This window comes from Streptomyces asiaticus (assembly GCF_018138715.1).
Classification (GTDB): Bacteria; Actinomycetota; Actinomycetes; order Streptomycetales; family Streptomycetaceae; genus Streptomyces; species Streptomyces asiaticus.
Window position 1 is genome coordinate 4,921,501 of sequence record NZ_JAGSHX010000006.1, and the last position, 22,399, is coordinate 4,943,899.

Annotated in this window: 22 protein-coding genes and 1 riboswitch; of the genes, 9 read left to right on the plus strand and 13 right to left on the minus strand. The window is 67.8% G+C overall.

What is annotated here, in order from left to right; all coding sequences use genetic code 11:
• Nucleotides 1-36: 36 nt before the first annotated feature.
• From KHP12_RS28290 to KHP12_RS28300, 3 genes are all read right to left on the minus strand, one after another.
• On the minus strand, nt 37-597 hold the full coding sequence (locus tag KHP12_RS28290; protein ID WP_086884158.1) for a hypothetical protein: 561 nt from the start codon (nt 595-597) through the stop codon (nt 37-39).
• Between the two features lie 242 nt (nt 598-839).
• Complete coding sequence (locus tag KHP12_RS28295) at nt 840-1,394, minus strand: hypothetical protein (protein WP_086884162.1); 555 nt, start codon at nt 1,392-1,394, stop codon at nt 840-842.
• A gap of 166 nt (nt 1,395-1,560) precedes the next feature.
• The gene (locus KHP12_RS28300; RefSeq protein ID WP_086884157.1) at nt 1,561-1,908 is read right to left on the minus strand and encodes a hypothetical protein; all 348 of its coding nucleotides are present in this window, start codon (nt 1,906-1,908) and stop codon (nt 1,561-1,563) included.
• A gap of 639 nt (nt 1,909-2,547) precedes the next feature.
• Here KHP12_RS28300 and KHP12_RS28305 point away from each other — a divergent pair.
• The 4 genes from KHP12_RS28305 to KHP12_RS28320 all read left to right on the plus strand — a co-directional run bounded on the left by KHP12_RS28305 (nt 2,548) and on the right by KHP12_RS28320 (nt 7,812).
• Complete coding sequence (locus KHP12_RS28305) at nt 2,548-3,318, plus strand: DUF6227 family protein (RefSeq protein ID WP_086884156.1); 771 nt, start codon at nt 2,548-2,550, stop codon at nt 3,316-3,318.
• Nucleotides 3,319-3,584: 266 nt separating this feature from the next.
• On the plus strand, nt 3,585-5,000 hold the full coding sequence (locus KHP12_RS28310) for a PP2C family protein-serine/threonine phosphatase (protein WP_308289515.1): 1,416 nt from the start codon (nt 3,585-3,587) through the stop codon (nt 4,998-5,000).
• Nucleotides 5,001-5,297: 297 nt separating this feature from the next.
• Nucleotides 5,298-5,439, plus strand: a riboswitch (cyclic di-AMP (ydaO/yuaA leader).
• An 11-nt stretch (nt 5,440-5,450) separates the two neighbouring features.
• Nucleotides 5,451-6,680 (plus strand): M23 family metallopeptidase, encoded by a 1,230-nt coding sequence (locus tag KHP12_RS28315; protein ID WP_086884155.1) that lies wholly within the window; start codon nt 5,451-5,453, stop codon nt 6,678-6,680.
• A 187-nt stretch (nt 6,681-6,867) separates the two neighbouring features.
• Nucleotides 6,868-7,812, plus strand: coding sequence for an aldo/keto reductase (locus KHP12_RS28320; RefSeq protein WP_086884154.1), 945 nt, complete (start codon nt 6,868-6,870; stop codon nt 7,810-7,812).
• Nucleotides 7,813-7,986: 174 nt separating this feature from the next.
• Here the strand turns inward: KHP12_RS28320 and KHP12_RS28325 are convergent, their stop codons facing one another.
• The 4 genes from KHP12_RS28325 to KHP12_RS28340 all read right to left on the minus strand — a co-directional run bounded on the left by KHP12_RS28325 (nt 7,987) and on the right by KHP12_RS28340 (nt 9,826).
• Complete coding sequence (locus KHP12_RS28325; protein ID WP_037953329.1) at nt 7,987-8,286, minus strand: hypothetical protein; 300 nt, start codon at nt 8,284-8,286, stop codon at nt 7,987-7,989.
• 74 nt (nt 8,287-8,360) lie between these two features.
• Complete coding sequence (locus KHP12_RS28330; RefSeq protein WP_246648718.1) at nt 8,361-8,669, minus strand: hypothetical protein; 309 nt, start codon at nt 8,667-8,669, stop codon at nt 8,361-8,363.
• Between the two features lie 102 nt (nt 8,670-8,771).
• Complete coding sequence (locus tag KHP12_RS28335) at nt 8,772-8,981, minus strand: DUF397 domain-containing protein (RefSeq protein ID WP_211833886.1); 210 nt, start codon at nt 8,979-8,981, stop codon at nt 8,772-8,774.
• Entirely contained in the window at nt 8,981-9,826 is an 846-nt protein-coding gene (locus KHP12_RS28340; RefSeq protein WP_211833887.1) for a helix-turn-helix domain-containing protein, read from the minus strand. The genes KHP12_RS28335 and KHP12_RS28340 overlap by 1 nt, the downstream gene beginning before the upstream one ends.
• 223 nt (nt 9,827-10,049) lie before the next feature.
• Here KHP12_RS28340 and KHP12_RS28345 point away from each other — a divergent pair, with 223 nt between their 5' ends.
• Nucleotides 10,050-10,694 carry an ATP-binding protein gene (locus KHP12_RS28345; protein WP_211834923.1) on the plus strand — a complete coding sequence of 215 codons (645 nt, stop codon included), beginning with the start codon at nt 10,050-10,052 and terminating at the stop codon, nt 10,692-10,694.
• A gap of 108 nt (nt 10,695-10,802) precedes the next feature.
• On the opposite strand, the gene KHP12_RS28350 is transcribed toward KHP12_RS28345, so the two are convergent.
• On the minus strand, nt 10,803-11,582 hold the full coding sequence (locus KHP12_RS28350) for a hypothetical protein (RefSeq protein ID WP_211833888.1): 780 nt from the start codon (nt 11,580-11,582) through the stop codon (nt 10,803-10,805).
• A 211-nt stretch (nt 11,583-11,793) separates the two neighbouring features.
• Between KHP12_RS28350 and KHP12_RS28355 the strand changes: the two genes are divergently transcribed.
• The 4 genes from KHP12_RS28355 (at nt 11,794) to KHP12_RS28370 (ending at nt 17,206) form a co-directional block, all read left to right on the plus strand.
• On the plus strand, nt 11,794-12,486 hold the full coding sequence (locus tag KHP12_RS28355) for a KpnI family restriction enzyme N-terminal domain-containing protein (protein WP_211833889.1): 693 nt from the start codon (nt 11,794-11,796) through the stop codon (nt 12,484-12,486).
• A gap of 17 nt (nt 12,487-12,503) precedes the next feature.
• A complete protein-coding gene (locus tag KHP12_RS28360) occupies nt 12,504-13,925 on the plus strand; it encodes a ParB N-terminal domain-containing protein (protein WP_211833890.1) in 1,422 nt (473 codons plus the stop codon).
• Nucleotides 13,925-15,757, plus strand: coding sequence for a DEAD/DEAH box helicase (locus tag KHP12_RS28365; protein WP_211833891.1), 1,833 nt, complete (start codon nt 13,925-13,927; stop codon nt 15,755-15,757). Before KHP12_RS28360 ends, KHP12_RS28365 begins: the two co-directional genes overlap by 1 nt.
• Nucleotides 15,758-15,847: 90 nt before the next feature.
• The gene (locus KHP12_RS28370) at nt 15,848-17,206 is read left to right on the plus strand and encodes a DNA cytosine methyltransferase (RefSeq protein WP_211833892.1); all 1,359 of its coding nucleotides are present in this window, start codon (nt 15,848-15,850) and stop codon (nt 17,204-17,206) included.
• On the opposite strand, the gene KHP12_RS28375 is transcribed toward KHP12_RS28370, so the two are convergent.
• The 5 genes from KHP12_RS28375 to KHP12_RS28395 all read right to left on the minus strand — a co-directional run bounded on the left by KHP12_RS28375 (nt 17,132) and on the right by KHP12_RS28395 (nt 22,370).
• A complete protein-coding gene (locus KHP12_RS28375) occupies nt 17,132-17,599 on the minus strand; it encodes a very short patch repair endonuclease (protein ID WP_211833893.1) in 468 nt (155 codons plus the stop codon). The two genes, KHP12_RS28370 and KHP12_RS28375, sit on opposite strands and share 75 nt — an antisense overlap.
• 119 nt (nt 17,600-17,718) lie before the next feature.
• The gene (locus KHP12_RS28380; protein WP_211833894.1) at nt 17,719-18,966 is read right to left on the minus strand and encodes a L,D-transpeptidase; all 1,248 of its coding nucleotides are present in this window, start codon (nt 18,964-18,966) and stop codon (nt 17,719-17,721) included.
• Complete coding sequence (locus tag KHP12_RS28385; RefSeq protein ID WP_086886083.1) at nt 18,960-19,799, minus strand: hypothetical protein; 840 nt, start codon at nt 19,797-19,799, stop codon at nt 18,960-18,962. The genes KHP12_RS28380 and KHP12_RS28385 overlap by 7 nt, the downstream gene beginning before the upstream one ends.
• Complete coding sequence (locus KHP12_RS28390) at nt 19,792-20,379, minus strand: SigE family RNA polymerase sigma factor (protein WP_086886082.1); 588 nt, start codon at nt 20,377-20,379, stop codon at nt 19,792-19,794. The genes KHP12_RS28385 and KHP12_RS28390 overlap by 8 nt, the downstream gene beginning before the upstream one ends.
• 65 nt (nt 20,380-20,444) lie before the next feature.
• Entirely contained in the window at nt 20,445-22,370 is a 1,926-nt protein-coding gene (locus tag KHP12_RS28395) for a PrsW family intramembrane metalloprotease (RefSeq protein WP_372455234.1), read from the minus strand.
• Nucleotides 22,371-22,399: the final 29 nt, after the last annotated feature.

Genomic DNA, 22,399 nt, shown 5'->3' on the forward strand with positions numbered 1-22,399 from the left:
CCGGGGGCGCCGCCTGCCTGACCGCCTGCTCTACCGTCAGTGCTTGCAGTCCTTCTTCTTGGCCTTGGCCTTGTGTGAGGTCTTGGCCTTGTGCTGCTTCGTCGCCTTGTGCGCGCACTTGTCCTTCTTGTGCGGGTCCTTGGCCTTGTGCGAGGACTTGGCCTTGTGGTGCTTCTTGGCCTTGTGCGGGTCCTTGGCCTTGTGCTGCTTCTTCGGCGGGTCCTTGTGCACGACGACCGGGTCCGTCTCGGCGAGGGCGATGTTCGCGCACTTGGAGCCGATGTTGGTGTCGCCCGTCGGGGCCGCGCCGCCGGTGATCAGCGTGGTGCCGGTGGCCGTGTCGCACTCGTTGGCCTGGATGACCGAGCCGTTGTAACCGCTGCTGAAGTTGACGCAGTCCGAGCCGAGGTTGATGTCGCCGGTGGCTGCGGCGCCGCCGGTGTTGGTGGTGGCACCGGTGGCCGTGTCACAGAGGTTTCGCTGAGCCCCGCTGGACTGCGGGAAGAGGCCATGGGCACTCGCGCTACCGGCGCCGCCGACCACCATTGTGCCCGCGGCCGCCGCGGCCATGAGAGCTGCCTTCTTGCCGATCTGCATTGTTCTGGTGCCTCCATATCGGGTTCTCCGCGAAAATTCCGCAGACACCTCTTGAACGATATTTCCGGAGGCCTGGATCCGGGAATAGGCGAAGCATCACCCATCCGCCACAGTAAAGGTATATTCAGCCGTCCGTGGAAACGAAAAAATGAACGCGGCCCCGGGGAGAATTTCCCCAAGGCCGCGTTCATGGTGAGCGGATGTCTCCGGAGCTCGATGGTGAGATCCGGGGGTTCGGTGATTCAGGACCGCTGACGGTTTCCCTGGCCACCGCTCTTGCCGCTCTTCGTGCCGTTCGCGCTCTTCCCCTGAGTTTCGTTCTGAGGGTCGGCGCCCGCGGCATTGACGCAGTTGGTCTCGTTGGTGACCTCGGAGCCGGGGCCGATCGTGATCGGGCCCGTCACAGAGGTGGTGCGGCACTTGTTGGTCTGCTTCGTGACCCCGCCCGACTTGCTGACATTGACGCAATTGGTCCCGTTCTTGATTTCGGATCCGGGAGCCAGTGCGACGGTGATCGGACCGATGACGGAGTGGGTACGGCAGCGGTTCTCCTGCGTCGTCACACCCGATTCGGCGGTGTTGACGCAGTCGGTCTGATTGCTGATCTCGGTCGGGCCGGCCGCCACGGTAATGGTGCCGACGACGGAACTGGTGGTGCAGCGATTGCTCTGCGTCCCGCCCTTGGCGCCGGCCGAGCGGCTGGGACCGGGTTCGGCGGCGTCGGCTCCGCCCGCACCGCCGATGAGCAGCGCGCCCACGGTCGCCGCGAGAAGCGCCGTCCTTTTGCGCTTGTGCATGAAGAGCCTCCAATCGGGCTTCGGGCGCGGCGCGCTCAGCACCGTCACCGAAAAGCCGTTTTCATGGCAGCGGCCCTGGAAGGGAGGCTTCCAGGGCCGCGATTCCCAACGGGGGGATGCCTCATGGTGTTACCGCGGGCGGGAACACCATGAAAGGGTCAGCGACTCAGGGGTTGTCGTTGACGGCGATGTTCGCGCACTTGGAGCCGATGTTGGTGTCGCCCGTCGGGGCGGCGGCGCCGGTGACCAGCGTGATGCCGGTGGCCGTGTCGCAGTCGTTGGCCTGGACGACCGAACCGCTGCTGTTGGTGAAGTTGACGCAGTCCGAGCCGAGGTTGATGTCGCCGGTGGCTGCGGCGCCGCCGGTGTTGGTGGTGGCACCGGTGGCCGTGTCGCAGTGGTTGAGCTGCGCGATGAAGTCGTCGTTGTTGTTGGCCAGGGCACCGCCCGCGCCACCGATGACCAGAGCGCCGGCGGCCGCGGTCAGAAGAACTGCCTTCTTGCCGATGTTCACTTAAATCCTCCGTCTGGGTTGCTCCGCGAATTCACGGACGCATGACACAACGAAGCTCATCAGTTAAGGCTTCGGGCCGCCAGTCAGCTTCACCCGTCCGGCATAATGCGGCTCTTCCGGTGCGTGTTATCCGAGAATCCCGCTAAGGGGGACCAATGCGAGCTCCATTTGGCCCAGCGGAATCTGAATCCCTTTTATGAGGAGGGGGAGGGCGGCTGCCGGGCGGCGGCGGGACGGCCTCCCGGCCGAGGGACGAGGCCGTGGCGCGGCGGTGGGTCCCCGGAGGCTCGACTGCCGGCAACGGCCGGACGATGGTTGGGCAACCGCCGGACGATGGCGGTGTGGTGACGGTGTGGTGGCTGGGCCGTGGAGCGCCGATGGCCACGTGGCGGCCGGAAGACGGCCGGCGGACGGCCTCACGCCGAACGGCCGGGGCCCCTTCCCCCGGCCCCCGCACTTGTTCGACCGGTCGGACGAGTGATACATCCAGGCTCTACGACGCAGGAGTGAGTGAGGCACAGTCACACCGACAGCTTCGCGGAACAGCAGCGCGGCGCGTGTTCACGCCGCTACGCTAAGTGCGCGAGGTGGTCGCCCGGGGGGCGCGGCGAATCAACGCCGGGAGGCGGGAGGAGAGACATGGGGCACTCACGAGGGGAAGGGACCCCGGCTGAGCTGATGGACGGGCTGCTCGCCCGTGCGCAGAACGGCTTCGAGATCGGCGAGGCGGTGCTGGCCCAGGCGCGGAGCGCCCTGATGCACCAGTCCGAGCTGCGGTCCTGTCGACAGTGCAATGAGCGGTGCGGCCAGCTCGGTTACAGCACCTATCGGCATGTCTTCCTGCTCCCCGACGGCAGCAGCCTGCTGCTGTGGGAACTGGAGCACAACACGGGCGAGGGCGGCCGCCCGCTGTACGAGCTCTACGCGGACGAGGACGCCCTGGCGCTGGCCGAGCGCCGCGTCCACGAGCGCCTCGGCGGCGCCCGCTGGGAGGAGCTCGACGGGTTACCGCTGTGGCTCCCGGACCAGCTGCTGCACACGGCCGAGCCGGTGGAGAGCTCCCGTGCGTATGTGGCCGACAACTCGGCCGACCACGCCCGTCGCGTCCTGCGCCGCGCGGAGAACCCCGACCGCCCGGGCGAGGACACCGAGCGGCTGCTGGCCACCGCGTTCGCCCATGACATCGCCCTCGCGCCCAAGCCCCGGCGCCGCTCCGGCGGTCCCGACGCGACCTGGTGCCGCTTCTATGAGCACGCCTTCCTTCTCGCCGGAGGGGACGAGATCGTGCTGTGGGAGCTGGAGCACAACCTGACCCGGGACGGCCGGCTGGTGTGCGAGGTGTACCTCGACGAGGTCTCGGCGGAGCTCGCGGCGGACCGCCACGCCCGCGCGCTGGGCGTCGACCTCTGACGTACGCGCTATCTGACGCTCCCCATCCCATCCTTCCCATCCCCACCCGTCCAGCACCCGCTTGGCCGACACCGGCTCGCCTGGTGGCCCGTCAGCCGGAAGCCTGGTGACGACGGTGACCCCGTGACGCCGTGACGACGGTGCCGCCGTGATGCCGTGACGACGGTGCCGCCGTGGCGCCGTGGCGCCGTGACGGCGTGACGGCGTGACGGCGGCGGGACGCTGTGACGGCGGCGGGACGCGGACCAGGGAAGCGAGAGAAGCCGGTGCGGGTGCGAGGGAGCAGGGCTCGTACGGGCGCCCGTACGGAGGGCGGTACGGAGCGGCGTACGGCCTGGCCCCGGCTGACCCGCCCGCTCGCCCGCCGCCGCCCCACCACCCGCGTCCGTACGCTCATCGACACCGGCGCCGCGGCCGGTGCCGCCACCGACGCGTCCGCCGGGCCCACCGCGGGGCCCGCGCCGGCCGATGAGAGCGGTAAGGAGCCCCCGGGCCGCCGTATGGCCCGCTGGGTCCCCGCCGTCCTCGTCCTCGGCGGCATCGCCTTCGACCTGGCCGCCCCACCCGGCTACACCGCTTCGCCGTTCTTCGCCGCCGCCCCTTTGGTCGCCGCGGCGCTCTTACCGTTGCGTCAGACCATCGTCACGGCCGTCGTCGCCGTCCTCACCACCTGTCTGCTGGCGGAGTTGCACGGGGTCAGGGACCCGACCCAGGCGGCCACCGAGATCATCACGGTGGCGACCGTGACCGTGCTGGCGGTGGTGATCAACCGCGTCGTACGCCGCAGCCACCACCGGCTCGCCTCGGCGCGCGGTGTCGCGGAGGCGGCCCAGCGCGCCGTCCTGCCCGCGCCGCCCGCCCGGCTCGCCGGGCTGGAGATCGCCGCGCGCTACGTACCGGCGGAGAAGTACGCGGCGATCGGCGGTGATCTGTACGCGGTCCAGGACACCCCGCACGGTGTACGGCTGATCGTAGGGGACGTACGCGGCAAGGGGCTGGGGGCCGTGGAGGTCGTGGCGATCCTCCTGGGCTGCTTCCGGGAGGCCGCGGAGCAGGAGACGACCCTGGAGGCGCTCGTGGGTCGCCTGGAGCGGGCGTTGCGGCGCGAGGGCGCCCGGCGGGCCGACCTGGAGGTGGCCGAGGGGTTCACGACGGCCGTGGTGGCCGAAATTCCCCGTGGCTCCTCCACCCTGCGGCTGATCAACCGCGGCCATCCGGCGCCGTTGCTCCTGGAGGAGGGCGGCGCGGTGCGCGCCCTGGAGCCGGAGGCGTCGGCGCTGCCGGTGGGGATGGGGGAGTTGGCGGGTTGGCCGGACCGGGTGATGGAGCTGCCGTTCGCGGAGGGCGAGACGCTGCTGCTGTTCACGGACGGGGTCACGGAGGCCCGGGACCGCCATGGCGAGTTCTATGACCCGGAGGAGCGACTGCGCGGCCGCCGCTTCGCCGGTCCGCAGGAGCTGCTGGACGTGTTGGTGGCCGATGTCGAGCGCCATACGGGTGGCGGCACGTCGGACGACATGGCGCTGCTGGCGGTCCGTCGGACCCGGGCCCGCGGCAATGGACGGGACAACGGGCGCAACGGGCGGGACAACGGGGACAACGGGGACAACGGGGACAACGGGCGGGGCAACGGGCGAGAGGACGGTGGGGGCAACGACAGGCCGAACCCCGCGCCCTCCTAGCCGACCGGCCAGCCGCACCCCGGCGCCCGCACCGCACACCCTGCGTAACCAACCGAGCCCCCTCCGCATAACAATTGACGCACGATCGATCCGTATGCGGTTTTGCCAACTCTTGCCCCGCGCGTCGGCTCGCCCCTATTTGTCCCTCCTTGGGCGCTAAGTTCATGCCAAAGGTGCGCGGATTCCTCGGAACAGCTTGGAATCACCTCGCGCTCTCTATTAACGTTCGATAACGCAGCGCGGTCGTTACAACCGTCGCAAGGGCGGCACCGTGCGCCGTCGCCGAATCCCGTACGCACAGCGGCAGCACCGCACCACCAGCAGCACCAGGGAACCGGGGAACCAACACCTTGGGGTGAATCGGGTCGAACCTGACCCGTAGGAGACCTTCCTGCTCCGAACCCGTCAGCTAACCCGGTAGGCGAGAGGGAAGGAAAGGAGTGCGCCTCCGTGGCGTCCAACAGGTCTGTCCTGGCCGAGGCCCCGTATCGCACACGGGGAGGCGGTTTGGGGACCGCCACCGCCTACGGCCCCGGCTTCGACGCCGGTGGCGGGATGAGTTCAGGGGGCGGCCGATTCGCCCCCGACGACCCTTACGGTTTCGCCCCCGACGACCGCTACGCGGATGAGGGCGCCTCCGAGGGCCCGGAGGCCGGATTCGAGGCTGAGACCTGGGAGGAGTGGAACCCCACCGAGGAGTCCATCGCTCCCGTACGCGGCCGGCACCGCGTGGCCAAGCAGCGCGGCGGAACCATGGCGCGCAGCGGCGCCGTCCTCGGGGTCGGCGTGATCGCGGCGGTCGGTGCGGGCGGTATGGCCAGCGCCAAGGACCGTCCCGCGCTCCCCATATCCATGCCGGACCTCGGCCATGTCGCCGATCAGGTCAAGGCCAGCCTGCCCGCCGCCAAGGACCTGCCGGGCATCGGCTCCTGGGCGTCGGACGACAGCAGCGGCGCGCAGACCGCCGCAGCCCCGCTCTCCCAGGCCGGTCTGACCAGCGAGGACGAGCAGCGCGGCACCACCGACGCGGGCGAGGCGCTCCGCGCCCGCATCCTCCAGCAGGCCGAGAATCAGCAGAACGCGGCGGACGAGGACAGCCGCACCGCCGCGGCGCAGGCCGCCGCCAAGGAGGCCAGGGCCGCCGCGGGCAAGTCCGCCGACCAGGCCGCGGAGGCGGCCGCCAAGCGGAAGGCCAAGGCCGAGGCGGAGAAGCGGGCCGCCGAGCAGCGGGCGAAGGAGGCGGCCGAGAAGAAGGCCGCGGCCGAGCGCCAGGCCAGGCTCGCCGCCCAGTACACCCTCCCCGTCGCCTCGTACACCCTGACCGCCAGCTTCGGCCAGGCGGGCGACATATGGTCGGCCGACCACACGGGCCAGGACTTCGCCGCCCCGACCGGCACCCCGGTCAAGGCGTTGCACGGCGGCACCATCACCCAGGCGGGCTGGGCCGGCTCGTACGGCTACCGCATCGTGCTGACCATGAGCGACGGCACCGAGCTCTGGTTCTGCCACCTGTCCTCGATGGTGGTCACCTCCGGCAAGGTGTCGACGGGCGATGTCATCGCCCGCGTCGGCGCCACCGGCAATGTGACCGGTCCGCACCTCCACCTCGAGGTCCGGCCGGGCGGCGGCTCGCCGATCGACCCGATGCCCTGGCTGCGCCAGCACGGGCTGAACCCCTGATACCCCGGCGGCCCTGGCGCTCTCTCCCCCCTTGACGCCAGGGCCGCCGGTTCAGGTGCCGGTGGGGCTTTACGTCTCAACAAGGCTTCCCGTCCCGACGGGGCCGTCCCTCAGGAACGCACGCGGGAACAACGGGCTGGAACAACGGGCTGGAACAACCCCGCCCAGCCAACCGTTGGAAAGACGTATGGCTGACAACACACAGAAGATCGGTGATCTGTCCATCTTCCCGCTCTCCCTCGGCGGGAACGTCTTCGGCTGGACCGCGAACGAGGCCGAGTCCTTCCGAGTGCTCGACGCCTACGTGGCGGCGGGCGGCAACTTCATCGACACCGCCGATGTCTACTCCGCCTGGGTACCGGGCAACGAGGGCGGCGAGTCCGAGACCATCCTCGGCAACTGGTTCGCCTCCCGCGGCAACCGCTCCGACATCGTCCTCGCCACCAAGGTGGGCGGCGGCGTCCCGGAGCCGCGCGGGCTGACCTCGTCCGCCATCAAATCGGGCGTCGAGGAGTCCCTCCAGCGGCTGCGCACCGACTACATCGACCTCTACTACACCCACTACGACGACCCGTCGGTGTCGGTGGAGGAGATCATCACCACCCTGGACGAGCTGGTCCGGGAGGGCAAGGTCCGCGAGATCGCCGCCTCCAACGTCGGCGCGGACCGCCTGGAGGCCCAGTTGACCTTCTCCACCCGGGAGAACCTGGCCCGCTACGTCGCCCTCCAGCCGCACTACAACCTGGTCTCGCGCGACACCTTCGAGGGCGAGCTGTCCGAGGTCGCCGCCCGCCACGACCTGGCGACGATCCCGTACTACTCCCTGGCGTCCGGTTTCCTCACCGGCAAGTACCGCCCGGGCACGGCCGTCGACAGCCCCCGCTCCACGGGCGCGGCCAAGCACCTGGAGACCGAGCGCGGCCAGAAGGTCCTCGCCGCCCTGGACGACGTCGCCGCCAACCACCGCACCGAGCCCGCCACGGTCGCCCTGGCCTGGCTCCTCGCCCAGCCCACGGTCGTGGCCCCCCTGGCCAGCGCCAGCTCCACCGACCAGCTCCCCGCCCTCCTGGCCTCGATCGACCTCAAGCTGACCCAGCCGGAACTGGACCTGCTGACGTCGGCGTCGGACTGACGGGAAGACGGCGGACGGGGCGCGGTAAGGACTGAGCGGAAGACGGCGGGGCGGGGGCCGTAAGGACTGAGCGGAAGACGGCGGGGCACCGTAGAACGGCGGGCGGGCAACAAGCCCCGCCCGCCTGAGCCCCCCCGCACGAACGCGAACCGCTCCATACGGCCCAGGGACCCCCTACCGCCGATCGGCGAGAGCCCAGGACGCGAGGGCGACGCCACCGGCGACGGCGAAGACGGACGGCCAGGCCCCGATCTTCTTCGCCAGCGGATGCGACCCGGCGAACGCGGCGACGTACGCCGCACTGAGCGCGGCGGCGGTCCCGTTCCCCGCCTTCTCCCGCCACCCCCGAGCGGCCACCGCCCCCGCAGCCGCGAGGGCAACCCCACCCAAGGGCCGCCTCTTGGTCCACCGAGCCACCGAATACCCCCCAACCAACCCACCCGCAGCCACAACCCCCGCCGGCACTCCAGCCATCCCCATACCTCCCACGTGAAGGATCTCCTCGCCCCGACCCTACGCAGCAGACACGGGGAACCGTTGCCGGCCCGTCAGCCTTCCTCCACGAGCCCCGCATTCAAGGCCCGCATCCAGAGACGGTCCCGCCATTCATTGGCGTCCGGCTCGGGCTTGACGGTGATGACGGGGTTCGGACCCGTCTCGACGAGGTGCAGCAGCGTCCAGGCGACGCCATGGCAATCGTCCGGCCCAAAGCAGTCGGTCAGAGCCCTGGCCTCCTCGGCCGTGACCGGTCTCGGGATCGCATCAAGCTGCTCGACGCGCCTGTCGATCTCTTCTCCACTCGCCCCCTCATCGGGAAGCGGCCCATCGGCAACGAATGCCCGCACCTCGGCTCTCATCCCCGAATGATCGTCCGCAGCCACTGCCGTGGGCAAGCGGCTTTGTTAGGGCAGCCAGATCGACGTACGAAGGAGACGGTCAGATCTTCGCGGAAACGGGCCTCAACCCAACTGCCCATCCCGCAAGGCCGTCACAAAGTCCGTCCACGCCCGGTGCGAGAACCCGATCACGAGCCCGCCCGGATCCTTGGAGTCCCGCACGACGGTCGAACCCGGACGGAAAGCAGCTTCGACACATTCGGTGTTGCCAGCACCGCTGTAGGAGGACTTGAACCAGCCACCGTCTCTGTCGGATATGCAGGGCTCGCGCATCAGATCTCCTCACGGACGCGTTCGATGAGGGCGGAGGACGAGGCCATGTCCAGCGCCTGAGCGCGAAGGTAGTCGAACGCGACCCGGTAGCGCTCCAGTTCCTCGTCCTTCTCCATGAAGAGCGAGCCGACGTGGATGTCGACGTACACGACGTCCAGTGAGGGCTCGGCACCCCCGAGGATCACGAAGCTCCCCATGGCCGCTGAGTGCGCGCCCTTGGCGAACGGCAGCACCTGAAGCGTGATGTCAGGCGACTCGTTGGCGCGCAACAAGTGCCCCAGTTGCTCCCGCATCACCTCACGCGAACCGACCACGCGCCGGATCACGGACTCATCGAGGATGGCCCACAGGTGTGGTGGCTTCGGTCGGCCCAGAATCTCCTGCCGCTTCATCCGGAGGTCGACCAGCCGCTCGACCTCCTCCGCGGACAGCCTCATCTCCGACGCGTGTTGCACCGCTTCCGTATAGCCGCGAGTCTGCAGAAGCCCCGGCACGTACAGGCAGGCGAAGTGATCCTCCCGAGCCGCCTCGTCCTCCAACGTGAACAGCAGGTTCATGCTCTCCGGCAAGGAATCCGCGAAGGAGGTCCACCACCCCTGGCGCTTCGCGTCCTTGGCCAGGCCGACCACGGCCTTCCGCTCCGCCTCACTCGCTCCGTACTCACGGCACAACGCGTCCACGATGGGCCACTTCACAGGCCCTTCCTGCGTCTCGTACCGGCTGACGGTCGCCTTCGAAACCCCGACGAGGCGACCTGCCTCCTCCAGCGTCATCCCCTTACGGGCTCGGAGCTTGCGCATCATGACGCCGAGCTGTCGTCGACGAGTAGTGGCCCGCACCGGCATGACGACTACCTCTTCCTTCTGAGCTGACCCGTGACGGAGATCAGCGACAACAAGGCTATGGGCGCCGGAAGTTGGCAGACCACCAGATTCACTCTTCCGAGATTCTGTGAGAAGTTACATGGCGAGACTTCTCGGTGCCATACTCGCACCAGCGAGGCTACGCAGCGCAGTCGTACGGACACGGCTGGGTGCAGCGCTGACGTAGCGCCCAAGGAGTGTGGCCATGTACCGCTTCTCAGTCACCGAACCCCACCCCCGCCGCTGCATCCTCCCTTTCGCCGCCGAGCCACCCCAACTGGCCGACCTTCGCCGAGCCGTCAAAGCCGAGCTCGTCGGCTGGGGGATGTCGGCGCTCACGGAAGAGGCCCAGCTGATCACCACGGAACTGGCCTCGAATGTGATCAAACACGTCGGTCAGGGAACCGCGGCCACGCTCGTCCTCGACGCGGGCACTGATCAGCTACGTCTGGAACTGCACGACAACAGCCACAAGGAACCCCAGAGTTTCCACCCCACATGCGAGGAAGAGTCCGGCCGCGGCTTGCAACTCCTCGCCGCCCTGTCAGCCGCCTGGGGCACGACCCGCACGGTGGCCGGCAAGGCGGTCTGGTGCGAGCTGCCCCTGGCCCTGGACGAATCCCGCCGCCGCATCCAACGTGCGACAAAAGTGATGGAGGCTTACGGCCATGCGTTCGGCAGGCCGACCACGCGACTCACTCACCGTCCCGTCCTGGAAGAGTCGGCAACCAGTCTGATCCTGGACCTACTGCACTGGCTCACCGCGCACGGCCTCGACGCCGACGACATCCTCGACCGCGCCCAGACCCGTCATGAGGCTGCACGGAGCGACACACAGAGGGCCGGCTGAGCGCGACGTTCCACGATCCAAAGAGGGGCGGCGACGACATTCCGTGACCCGTCTAGCGGGCTCCCGGGCTGACCACCCGTGACGCTAGGACTTGCCTGTGCCGGCGTATCAGTCGGCGGCGGCTCGAAGCATCGCGCCGGCATCGTCAGCCATGCCGTACTCATAGAGTTCTAGGGCCGCGCGGATGACTAGCTTCTCCGGTTTGTCGCGTCCGTAGATCTGTATCAGCGTGTCCGCGAGTTCATCGTGCCGCTTCTGCCGGAGCAGGGCGAGGGATGCGGCACTCTCAGGAGGGGACAAGACCTCGGCGGACTCCAGCACCATGGCAAGCGCCGCCTCGACGTCACCCCGTTCCTTCAGCTTCTCGGCCATGGCGGCGATCTGTGTGGCGGCAGCCACTCCGCTTGCTCTCTGCTGCCGGTCCCCTTGCGTGGAGGGGACCGGCAGGTGCGCCACTCGCTCCTGGGCGGCAATGAGCCGTCTCTCTAAGCCGGCCTTCGTCCGCCGGAGTTCCCGGACCTCATGCTGCAAACCGTGGTTCGTGCGGCGAAGCTCCGGACATGTCTTGCAGCGCCACGACTCCGCGGCTGCACGCGCGGCAAGAGCCTCCTCGCGGGTGATGCCGACTGCCTCCTCACTTCCTGCCTGTTCAACGGCAGCGGCGTGGAGGTGGGTGATGAAACCTTCCGGCGGTAGGCGGTCTCCGTTGACATAACGGGAGATTACGCCCGGACTCGTTTTGAATCCACGGTGCTCAAGATGCCTGGCGCACGCCGCCAGCGTCGGCTGACCCACGTGCTCGTACAAGGTCCGCAGGAGCTCGGCAAGCCTGCGCCTCCCCGGCGGCAGCTCGTCGCTGATCTTGGAACCAACTCGTTTCCTGGCCACTCGGTAACGGCACCTCTTCTCTCGCCGGTCCGCCTGATTCATTGTGCAGCACTGGAGTTTGACGCGTTTTCGCGCAACATCGATTTGCTCTGGACGTCCGCTCGCCAACGGTGCTCAATGGTGTGACCGCCGGAGATCGGGGCGGAACGCCGTGTATGTCGTGTCCATGGCGTTTCTTTGGCGTGCCGTATGGCTGAATTGGAGACAGAGGATGGCGACGTTGCCGTCGTGGCAGGACGGGAAGTTCGGAGGCAAGATCCGCGCGGCCCTGTGGCTGGAGACAGAGGTGGGGGAAGGCAATATCTTCACGAAGGCGCAGTTGCGGCAGGCTTTCCCGGACGTAGCACAGATTGACCGGCGGCTGCGGGACCTCCGCGACCACGGCTGGCGGATCGACACGAGCCGCGACGACCCTGCCTTGAAGCAGGAGGAGCAGCGGTACGTCAGCAAGGGAGCGGAAGTCTGGATTCCGGGGCAGTCGAAGATTGCCAAGCACAAGAACAGCCTCACGGCAACGCAGCGCATCAAGGTGTGGCAGGAGGACAACTTCCTCTGCCGTACGTGTGGCATCGGCATGGGTGAGTCGTACGGCGACGGCATTGAGCTGTCGAAGTTGAATGTGGCTCGCCGAAACGTGCTGTTGCCGGACGGGACAGTAGAAGTCCAGATGGTCACCGAGTGCAAGCGGTGTGGTAACGGTTCTGGGGAACGTCAGGCGGACCTTGGCGAGGTCCTGCGTACGGTCCAGGCTCTGGCCCCGCTTGAGCGCAAGGTTTTCGCGGGCTGGATCGAGGCTGATCGTCGGACGCTTAGTCCACTTGAGAAGTTGTGGGGGGTCTTCCGGACGCTGCCGGCGGAATCACGTGAGGCCGTCAAGCAGGCTGTGGACGGCGAGAGCAACTAAGAAAGGGGAGGGAAGCAGTGCTGCGAGAGTTCGGGGCGCCGCCCCGTGCGGCGGAGTTCAGTGAGCTGGTCAAGAAGAGGCTGGAGGAGGTCAGGAACTCAGGGGGTACCCGGGAGACGGTCACCGTCGACTGGAACGGGCAGCCGCTGCACGTGGAGGTCGTTGACCTCCCGCTTGCCGGGCTGTACTTCAACCCAGGTACCCATCGAATCCGGGCCCAACGCAGTCACGATGCCGCGCGGGACGAGGCGCTCGACAAGGACCCGTGGAGTGCTGAGAGTCAGGAGTACTTGACGTTTCTGCTGAAGTCAGAGCCGGCGAACCCGAGTCGCAGGGATCCGGACTTCGACAAGCTTACGGACAGCCTGAAGCAGTTCGGCCAGAACGACCCTGGCCTTATCACCCACCAGGGAATCCTGGTGAACGGCAACACGCGCGCTGCCGCGCTCCGGGAGAACGGTGCCCAGTCGATGCGGGTGGGAGTGCTGCCCGAGTCGTTCACTTGGGCAGACATCAACGCGGTGGAGCTTTCTCTACAGTTGCGCAAGGATCACCGCCGTGAATACTCCTACATCAATCGCTTGCTGGCAATGGAGGAGCAGGCTGCGCTGGGGCGGACTCCGGAGGCCATCGCAAAGGAATTCCGGATCAAAGCGTCTACGTATCACCAGGAGCGCTGGATCCTCAGTACTATCCTGGACATGATCGAGCGCAGCCGGAGTGGCGGCGGGGTAGCCCTGCGTCTCGTGGACTTCGAGGATCACCAGGAGAAGCTGAAGGAGCTTCACCGCGCCTACGAGAAGCTTGCTGCTAGTGATCCGGACCAGGCCGAAGTGCTCAAGGAAGTGCGGATGGCCGCGATCATGCTCGGATTCGCCAAGACCGATGTGCGTCATGTCGAGGAGGACTTCCAGGATCGGTACCTCGGTCCTAGGATGCCGGCGAGCCTGAGCTCAGTAGCCGTCGAAGAGGAGGCGGTGGCTGTTCCGGGGCTAGGTGTCTCAGTTCCAGGCGCGTCGATAACTGTCTCGGCAGCCCGTGCACTCAATGATCACGTACTGCGGGCCAAGGCAGCCGCGCTAAGCACCGATCCTCAGGTGCCCGACAGTGAGAAGAGCAACGCACAAGTTGTCTTCGACGACGCCCGTAAAGCCTTTGACGTAGCGCTCGAGGCCGCGGGCCGCGACGCCCGGCTCCGCAAGCGCAAGCAGATGGCGCCGGCACGCCTCGCTGATGCCTGTGCCGATATTGATCTGTGCGTGGTGGATCTCGTCCAGGCTCGTGCCTCGCGCTCCCTTGACGAGGAGGCCTTCGACGAGGCTGTGTTGAAACTGCGCGAGAGTCTCCGCAAGCTGGCCCAGCAGGCAGGTCGCGGTATGCCGCACCCCGGCGACGGCGTCTCCTGGCTCATCGATGCCGCGGCTGCGGAGGCCTCCTGATGGCGGAGGCCTCGGCCGGGACTTCGTTGCACCTTGGGTTTGATGAGACGCGGACCAAGGTTGTGCTGAGGACTACCGAGCAGTACCGGCAGGACCTTGTCCAGCTGGCCGCCCGTTTCCGTTCGGGCGGCCAGCTTGGCCCGTTGACCGCCTCGGTGCAACTCGACGATCTTCTGGGGAAGCTGAACGCGATAAGCACCTGGCCCCACCCCGTTGGCGTGGAGTGGGCCCCGGACCTCCAGTCGCTGGTGGTGGGGATCCTTCAGGACGCGGAGACGGTCAAGAAGCGGCTTGACACCCCTGACCACGTCGGCGAAGTCGATCCTGACGATGTTCTCGGCCTCCTCGGCGCTGAGTGGGACGCTGAGCTGGGCGAGTTCCAGCGGCGGGACATCGCCAAGTTGCTGTCCCTTCAGCACGGGGCCAACTTCAGCGTTCCAGGTGCCGGCAAGACACGCGTGGCTCTGGCGGTCTACGCCGCGCAGCGGGCCCAGGGCAAGGTGAGCAGGGTCCTGGTCGTCTGTCCCAAGTCCGCTTATGAATCCTGGCAGTACGAGACTGCTGTGTGCTTCCGCCATCCACTCCGCACGCACGTCCTCGACCGGTCTCTCGACCAGTGGGCGGAGGTGCTGATCGTCAACTATGAACGGCTGGATCGTTCGCTCTCGACCCTTGCCGGATGGCTGAAGTCAGCCCCTGCAATGATCATCCTTGACGAGGCCCATCGGATGAAGCTCGGCTCACGAGGCACCTATGGAGCAGCCTGCATGGCGCTGGGCCCTCTCTCACAGAGGCGGCTCATCCTTACGGGTACCCCCGCTCCCAACGGATCCAAGGACCTGGAGAACCTGCTGGGCTTTGTCTGGCCGGGCCACGGTCAGCGCTCTGTATCGAACGCGGTGGCCGGCGGAGACCTCGCCTACGCCAGCACGGTGCTGCGGCCGCTGTTCACTCGGACAACTAAGCAGGAGCTTGGGCTGCCGCCGATGGAACTGCGGATGAGGTACGTGGACATGCCTGAACTCCACAGCGAGATCTATAGCTCGCTGGTCGGGGGCATAGCCGCGGGGGACGCTCGCGAGGACCTCAGCTCCCTCGGCAAGACCGCATTGAGGCTGCTGATGGCGGCGACGAGTCCGGCCCTGCTCCTTGAGGGCGCTACCCGTTACGAGCCCCTGGCTTACCAGTTGCCGCCTCTGGAGATCCCGGCGGGCGGTTCCCTGTACGCGCTCATGCAGAACCTCCCGGACTACGAGCTCTCGCCCAAGTACAAGGAAGCCCTGGCGATCGTCGCGGAGAATGCCGAGCGTGGCCGGAAGACCCTGGTCTGGACGACGTTCGTTCGGAGTCTCACCACATTGGCGCAACTCCTGGAGAAGTACAGCCCCGCGGTTGTCTATGGCGGGACCCCTGATCGTGAGGAACAACTCCGGCGCTTCCGTGAGGATCCCGGGTGTCAGGTGCTGATCTCCAACCCGGCGACGCTGGGTGAGGGCATCAGCCTTCACCATGTGTGCCACGACGCCGTATACGTGGACCGTGACTTCATCGCAGGACGGTTCCTGCAGAGCCTGGACCGTATCCACCGCCTTGGCCTTGCTCCCGGCACCGACACCAGGGTCACTGTGCTCGCGGTGCGGAACACGATTGACGAGGTGGTCGAGGCACGGCTCAATCTGAAGTTGGAGTTCATGGGCAAGATCCTGGATGATCCATCGGTGCAGCAACTCTCTGACTTGCAGGAGGAGCCTTCGGTTGCGGCAGGGCTCGCGCCCAGCGATGTGGAGGCCCTGATCCGCCACATCGGTAGAAACGGAACTCTTCGCCAGTAGACGGATGCTGTGGGTCACCTGATCCGTTAGCGTCTACGCTGTCCCCTGGTAACGTAGCAACTTTGCGTGTCTCAGCCAGGAGGACCGTTCATGGGCGCCAGCCCCCCACACAGTCCGCAGGACAGCCCGCCTCTTACCTCAGTCGAAATCTGCGCGGGGGCTGGTGGCCAGGCCGTTGGGCTGCACAAGGCGGGCTTTGAACATCGGGCTCTCGTCGAGTGGGATTCGCATGCGGTGGAGACCCTCAAGGCCAACGTGAGGAATTGGCCTTGGTGGGATTCGGGAAAGGCCCAAGAGCTCAAATCTCAGGACGTCAACGATTTCCTTGAATCTGATCAGCATAAGGGTCTCGAACTTGGAAATGAGCGCCTTTCTCTCCTTGCCGGCGGTGTTCCGTGCCCTCCGTTCTCGCTAGCCGGGAAACGCCTTGGTGAAGATGACGAGCGTGACCTTTTCCCGGCAATGCTCAAGATCGTCAAGGAGCTTCGGCCGAAAGCGGTAATGATTGAAAACGTGCGTGGCATTCTCGAGCCTCCGCATGTTTTCATTGATTATCGTCGGCGGATTTTGGCACAGCTGGGGAGTTTGGGATATCTCGTTCCCGAGATTGATCCGGATTGGCCTGTTGAGCGACAAGATAAGGTCATGAGGTCTGTCTGGCGACTGCTTGAGGCTCGTGACTTTGGCGTTCCTCAGCTGCGGCCGCGGGCCATCCTGGTGGTCATTCATGAAGATGTTGCGAATGCTGGAGATTTTGTCTGGCCTAAGAGGGTGAGAGGTGATGTTGCCTCGGTCAGAAAGATTCTCCATGACAGCATGCTTCGGCGGTGCAAAGAATTCTGGGATAAGAATTACCAGGGCAAGCGCGCGCGAGGTAAGCAGCGTTCAGGGCGTCAGGTTTTTAATACTTGGCTGGAACTGGCTGAGAAGGCTGAGGCGAATTCCACTGAGGGTATCGCACCCACTCTCGTGGGAGGTTCGAGAAAGCATGGCGGTGCGGATCTGGGGCCCACTAGGGCAAAGCGGGCGTGGGCGGCCATGGGGGTTGACGCCACAGGAGTGGCCAATAACCCTGAGGATTGTGATCCGGAGCGTGATTTGTTCCGCCCTGCGGGCCCGATGCTGACTGTCCAGCAAGCTGCGATGCTTCAGGGTTTCCCGGAGGACTGGCAGTTCCAGGGAGGGAAGACGGCGCGGTATAGGCAGGTCGGGAATGCTTTCCCGCCGCCCGTCGCAGAAGCTGTGGGCCGTGCCATTGCGGCCGTTTTGCGCCCGGAAGAGCGGGAAACGTTGCTCAAAGAATATGTAATGGAAGATGCAGGGGATTCCGCTAGGCAAGACTCAGTTTCCTACCAAGTGGAGGCGTTCCCCGTCTCAGCCCTTACCGTTGGCCCCCGTCGCCCGGCGGGCGATGACTGTAGCGGCGATCTTGTCGGCGCACGTCTCTGACAGTTCGTGTTCCCAGAACCGGAGAACGACCCACCCCGCCTCGGCGAGGTTCTTGTCGGTGTCACGGTCACGTGCGATGTTGCCCGCGACCTTCTCTGTCCAGTAGCCGGGATTGGTTTTCGGGGAAACGTAATGTTCGGGGCAGCCGTGCCAGTAGCAGCCGTCGATGAATACGGCGACTCGTACCGGTCGGAAGACGATGTCGGCCGTCCGGCGCAAGTGGGCCAGTGGACGTGCGGCTACTCGGTATCTGAACCCCTGAGCGTGGAGCAGTTGGCGGATCACGCGTTCAGGCTTGGTGTCACGCGCTTTGATCGCCTGCATGTTCCGGCGCCGCGCTGCGGAGGAAGCCCACGAACCCGGCGGTGGCACCCATTGCTCAGAGTCGGACATGGAACCAGCTTCGCAGAGGCGGCGTGATCGATGCGAGTGTGGGCCGCGTCTATGCAAGGTGTGCAGAACTGCGCCCTCCTACCGAGGTGGTAGGAGGGCACACAGCTATGTGGGCAGGCTCAGCGCAGGGCGCTGAGCTTTTGCCAGGACGGGTAGGAGAGGTTCCAGTCGCCGAAGCCGTTGCCGGTGGAGACCGTGGCGCGGGTGGAGCCGGATATCTCGACGATGTCGCCTCGGGTGGCGCGGTTGTAGAACCACTTGCCGTCGGCGAGGGACATGCCGACGCAGCCGTGGCTCTGGTTGGTCTGGCCGAAGTAGCCGAGGCCCTCGTTCCAAGGGGCGGCGTGGGCGTAGGTGCCCGAGGTGGTGAGGTGGACGGCCCAGGGTACGTCCTTGTTGTAGGGGTCGGCTATGCCGACGGACTCGCTGGTCATGTTGACCATGGGGGCCTTGTCGAGGACGACCATGGTGCCGTTCCAGGTGGGGTAGGAGGGCTGGCCGGCGGATATGGGGATGGTCTTCTGCTTCTGGCCGTCCTCGTAGACGGTCATCGTGTGGTTCTTGATGTCGACCTTGGAGATCCGGGGCGTGCCGATGGTGAAGGTGGTCGAGACATCGCGGCGGAGGTAGCGGGAGTCACCGGTGTTCACGCCGCTGAGGCGGGCGCGGAGGGTGACCTTGGTGCCCTTGTGCCAGTAGGTCTTGGGGCGCCAGTCGACGCGCTCGATGCCGGTGAGGGGGTCCTTGACCCAGCCCCAGGAGCCCTCGACCTTCGGGCTGGTGGAGATGGAGAGGCTGCGTTCCACCGCTGCCTTGTCGGTGACGGGGTGGTCGAAGGCCAGGGAGACCGGCTGGCCCACGCCGACGGTGGCGCTCTTGGACGGGGTGACCGTGACGCCGTTGACCTGCTGGGCGGAGCGGGTGCGGAAGGTGGAGTGCTGGACGGCGGTCTTACCGGCGGCGTTGATGGCCGTGGCCTCGACGGTGTAGGTCGTGCCCGGGGTCATGGTGCGGTCGGAGCGCCAGCTGGTCTTGGAGTGGGAGAGGGCGCCGGTCACCGTGACGGCCTGGGAACCGGCGCCGTCGGGGGCGATGCGGACCTTGGTGAGGGTGCCGTGGGAGGCGGTCACCTTGACCGGGGCGTCGGGGGCTATCGCCTCCGAGTCGCTGCCCGGGGTGATGGTGATCCGGGCGGGCTTGGCGTCGGCCGGATCCACCGAGGCGGATTTCGACGCCGACTGGCATCCGGCGAGCAGGGCGACGGCGATGGCGGGCACCGTGAGGGTGCGCAGGGAACGTACGGAGAGCACGGAGGACCTCTTGCGGGAGTCGTGAGCGGTGGTGGGAGGGGAGAAGCGGGTCAGCAACGCCTCTTCACCTCCTCGGGGTTGGCCCGGTACGGGCCGGGGGAGGCGGTGGCGGTGGGATCGAGGCGCCACAGCGAGACCGATATGCAGTAGGCGGAGGGGCCGTCGGTGTAGTCGCCGGACGGGCTGCCGATGCCCTGGGCCTGGAGAACCCCGACCCGGGTGCCCGAGCGCATCAGGACGACCTGGGCGTCATGCGGTGCGCGGGGCGAGTGCCAGCCGTAGGTCATGGTGGTCGGCCGGCCGGCCGCGAGGTTGGGGGACGAGGTGGTGCCCAGCGCCTTGGAGAGGGCGCATCGGTCCTTCAGGGTCTCCTCGAGGGAGGCGAAGACCTTCGCGGCCTCGCCGTCGCTCGCATAGGCGTTGATGGTGTGGCGTGCCTGCTCCGCCTTGCGGCCCTGATAGTCGCGGGTGCGCTGGGCGAGGGGGCGCGGACCGTCGAGGCGGCAGCTGGGGGAGAGGTCGAGCAGCGGTGCCCGGCCGTCGTCGGCGGAGCTGGCGGAGTCGGCCGTCTTCCAACGCGTCATCGCGTCGAACGGCAGCGCCGAGGGGCGAAGGAGGGCGCTCGCGGGGATCGGCGCCCCCGGGACGCGGTCCGTTCGCGGGGCGGGCGGTGCCGCCGGGAGCGTACGGGTGGAGTCGTCGCCCGGCAGCAGCCGCCACGAGCCCGCGGTCACGGCGGCCACCGCCAGGACGGCCGCGGCGGCGATCGTGACGCGCTGCCGTGCGCGGCGCCGACGGCCCCGCGAACGCACGGCTTCCGGGCCCGCCAGACGTATGGAGGGCTCGACATCGCGAGCGATATCGCGCAGGCGCTCGTCCAGATCAGCCATGGGAGGGCACCTCCTTGGGGTGGCAGACGGGCGGGTGGGGAGGCGGTGCCGGCATCGGTGTCGGTGCCTCGCTGTCGGCATCCGCTTCGGGGTCGGCGAGATGGGAGCCGAGGGCCTTGCGAGCACGGCTCAGCCGGGTGCGCACGGCGCCGGGGGAGACGCCCGTCTCCTGGGCCACCTGCTCAATGGGCAGATCGAGAAGGTGGTGCAGGACCACGGCCGTACGCTGCTCGGGCTTCAGCCCGCGCAGGGCATGGACCAGCGCCACCCGGTCCGGGGCGAGATCGGGGAGATCGGGGGGTGGGCCATGGCGGAAGTGGGCCCGCATGCGGTTACGGGCGCGGCGCCAGGAGCTGACGGCGAGGCGCAGGGCGACGGTGCGCACCCACGGTGTGGGATCACCCTCGGCGGTCAGCCGGTCCCAGCGCTGCCACGCCCGGGCATACGCCTCCTGCACCGCGTCCTCGGCCTCGGCGAGATCGCCCGTCGCCGCGTAGACCGCGGCCACGAGCCGCTTCGCCGTAGCCGTATAGAACTGGTCGAAATCGGATGGTGTGGATGAAGGTGATGGTCCTGACATGAATCCCCCGCGCCCCCGCGTGCTCCCCGCTTCTATGTAGGAACACGTCCGAAAGGGGCGGGAGGTTACAGACGACTTTCAGGGCCGCCGGATCCGTACGGCACGGGGGAGGTGTGCGGCGTCGCCGAATTCGCGGGCGGCTGCGGGCTCCGCGGTGGTTGCGGGGCTTGCGGTGGCTGCGGCGTTCGCGGTGGTTGCGGGCCGTGCGGGAGAGGGGCGCCCCACGGTGCGTAGGTGGGGTGGGGCCCGTACTGCGCCTGGGCGCTGGAGCCGGGGTCATAGCCGGACCCGGGGCCGCCGTGGCCGGTGCCGGGCCCGGGGCTGCCATAGCCGTAGCCGGACGCGGGGCTGCCATAGCCGTGGCCCTGACCGCTTCCGTAGCCGTATGCGTACCCGCCGCCGTACGGCCCCGCGGGCCAGAACGGTGCGGGCATCGTGCCCGGGGCCGGCCGGGGTACGCGGCGCGGGTGGGGGAGCGGCACCGACAGCGCCGCGTGGGCCAGGGCGGGCTGGGCGGTCTCCCGCCGCTCCCACAACTGGTCCAGCAGTTCCTTCTCGTGCGCGGTGAAGTCCGGCCCCGCCGTACCCCGGTACGCACGCCGCCGCAGCAGGGCCAGCGAGGTCGCGAAGGCGGTGTACTCGCCGACCGTACGGGCCGCCGCCGCGCCATGGGTGCGGCGGGCGAGGTCGCGCGCGATCCCGCGGGCGCGCATCGAGGACAGCGCGAGTGGTTCGGGCGGGGTGAGCCAGCCGGCCGTCTGGTAGGCGGTGAGCTGCTCCCGTATCGCGCGCAGCTCCTTGGTGCGGGACCAGATCGTCAGCCAGGTCAGCAACCCGAACACCGGGACCATGAACAGGGCGTAGACGATGAGGAAGCCATAGCCGCCGAGGGTCGCCGAGCCGTTCCAGACGCCGTGCAGGACCATCGCCGCCAGCAGCATCGCGATCGGTATGAGGACGCGGCGGACGCGCTGGTGCCGCGCCGCCGCGGCGGCTATGCCGAAGCCCACACCCGTCATCGAGGTGAAGAGGGGGTGTGCGAAGGGGGACATCACGGCGCGGATGAAGAAGGTCGCGGCCGTGGTCGAGCGGATGCCGGAGTAGCCGAGCGTCTGGTCGCTGACGAAGGCGGAGCCGAGATAGAGGATGTTCTCGGTGAAGGCGAAACCGGTGGCGGTGATTCCGGCGACGACGACCCCGTCGACCAGCCCGTTGAAGTCACGGCGGCGGAAGAGGAAGAGCAGCAGGACGGCGGCCGCCTTGGCGCTCTCCTCCACGAACGGCGCGATGAAGGTGGCGCCCCAGGCATCGGCGTCGGCCTGGCCGGTCGGGGACGAGGAGTCCACGGTGGTCATGAGCCATTCGGTGGCGAAGCCGTTGGCTATCAGCGCGACCAGCGTCGCCGCGCACGCTCCCCAGGCGAACGCGAACAAAAGGTTTCGCCAGGGTTTGGGGTCCACGCGGTCCAGCCACCGGAAGACCGCGATGATCAGCGGCACGGGGAGGACGGCGAGGCCGAGCCCCACCAGGAAGCCCTTGGTGCCAGTCTGCTCACGCACCAGCGCCAGGATGATCAGGCCGGAGAGCGAGAGCAGGCCGGTGAGCGCGGTGGCCCGGAGCGCCTTGTTGTGCCAGACGCGGGCGAGGCGGCCGCCCGGGCCCCACAGCCGCTGGCGGGGCGGTTGCGGCCAGCCCGCCGGTGCGGCGCCGGTGTGGAACCACGGGTGTTGCTCACCGTACGGAGAGCCGTAGGGCGTGCCGTGCGGGGCGCCGGCATGCGGGACGTCGGCATGCGGGGCGCCGGCATGCGGGACGTCGGCGTGCGGCGCTGTCCGTGCCGCTTCATGCGGTGCGTCCCCGTGCGGAGCGTCCTGCGGTGTCCCGTGCGGTGCGCCGTCTGACGCCTCGTGCCGCGCTCCTTGCGGCGCCTCGTACGGCGGCGTGGCCGGTCGTGGCTCGGGCGGTTCTTGCGGGGGCGGGGACTGATGCACTCAACCGACCCTAACGAAAGGGGGAGGGG

Coding starts and splice junctions, on each gene's coding strand:
- KHP12_RS28355 (WP_211833889.1), top strand. CDS start 11,794: ATGGCGACGTTGCCGTCGTGGCAGGACGGGAAGTTCGGAGGCAAGATC.
- KHP12_RS28345 (WP_211834923.1), top strand. CDS start 10,050: ATGTACCGCTTCTCAGTCACCGAACCCCACCCCCGCCGCTGCATCCTC.
- KHP12_RS28385 (WP_086886083.1), bottom strand. CDS start 19,799: ATGGCTGATCTGGACGAGCGCCTGCGCGATATCGCTCGCGATGTCGAG.
- KHP12_RS28305 (WP_086884156.1), top strand. CDS start 2,548: ATGGGGCACTCACGAGGGGAAGGGACCCCGGCTGAGCTGATGGACGGG.
- KHP12_RS28370 (WP_211833892.1), top strand. CDS start 15,848: ATGGGCGCCAGCCCCCCACACAGTCCGCAGGACAGCCCGCCTCTTACC.
- KHP12_RS28290 (WP_086884158.1), bottom strand. CDS start 597: ATGCAGATCGGCAAGAAGGCAGCTCTCATGGCCGCGGCGGCCGCGGGC.
- KHP12_RS28330 (WP_246648718.1), bottom strand. CDS start 8,669: ATGAGAGCCGAGGTGCGGGCATTCGTTGCCGATGGGCCGCTTCCCGAT.
- KHP12_RS28340 (WP_211833887.1), bottom strand. CDS start 9,826: ATGCCGGTGCGGGCCACTACTCGTCGACGACAGCTCGGCGTCATGATG.
- KHP12_RS28335 (WP_211833886.1), bottom strand. CDS start 8,981: ATGCGCGAGCCCTGCATATCCGACAGAGACGGTGGCTGGTTCAAGTCC.
- KHP12_RS28390 (WP_086886082.1), bottom strand. CDS start 20,379: ATGTCAGGACCATCACCTTCATCCACACCATCCGATTTCGACCAGTTC.
- KHP12_RS28325 (WP_037953329.1), bottom strand. CDS start 8,286: ATGGCTGGAGTGCCGGCGGGGGTTGTGGCTGCGGGTGGGTTGGTTGGG.
- KHP12_RS28375 (WP_211833893.1), bottom strand. CDS start 17,599: ATGTCCGACTCTGAGCAATGGGTGCCACCGCCGGGTTCGTGGGCTTCC.
- KHP12_RS28295 (WP_086884162.1), bottom strand. CDS start 1,394: ATGCACAAGCGCAAAAGGACGGCGCTTCTCGCGGCGACCGTGGGCGCG.
- KHP12_RS28320 (WP_086884154.1), top strand. CDS start 6,868: ATGGCTGACAACACACAGAAGATCGGTGATCTGTCCATCTTCCCGCTC.
- KHP12_RS28365 (WP_211833891.1), top strand. CDS start 13,925: ATGGCGGAGGCCTCGGCCGGGACTTCGTTGCACCTTGGGTTTGATGAG.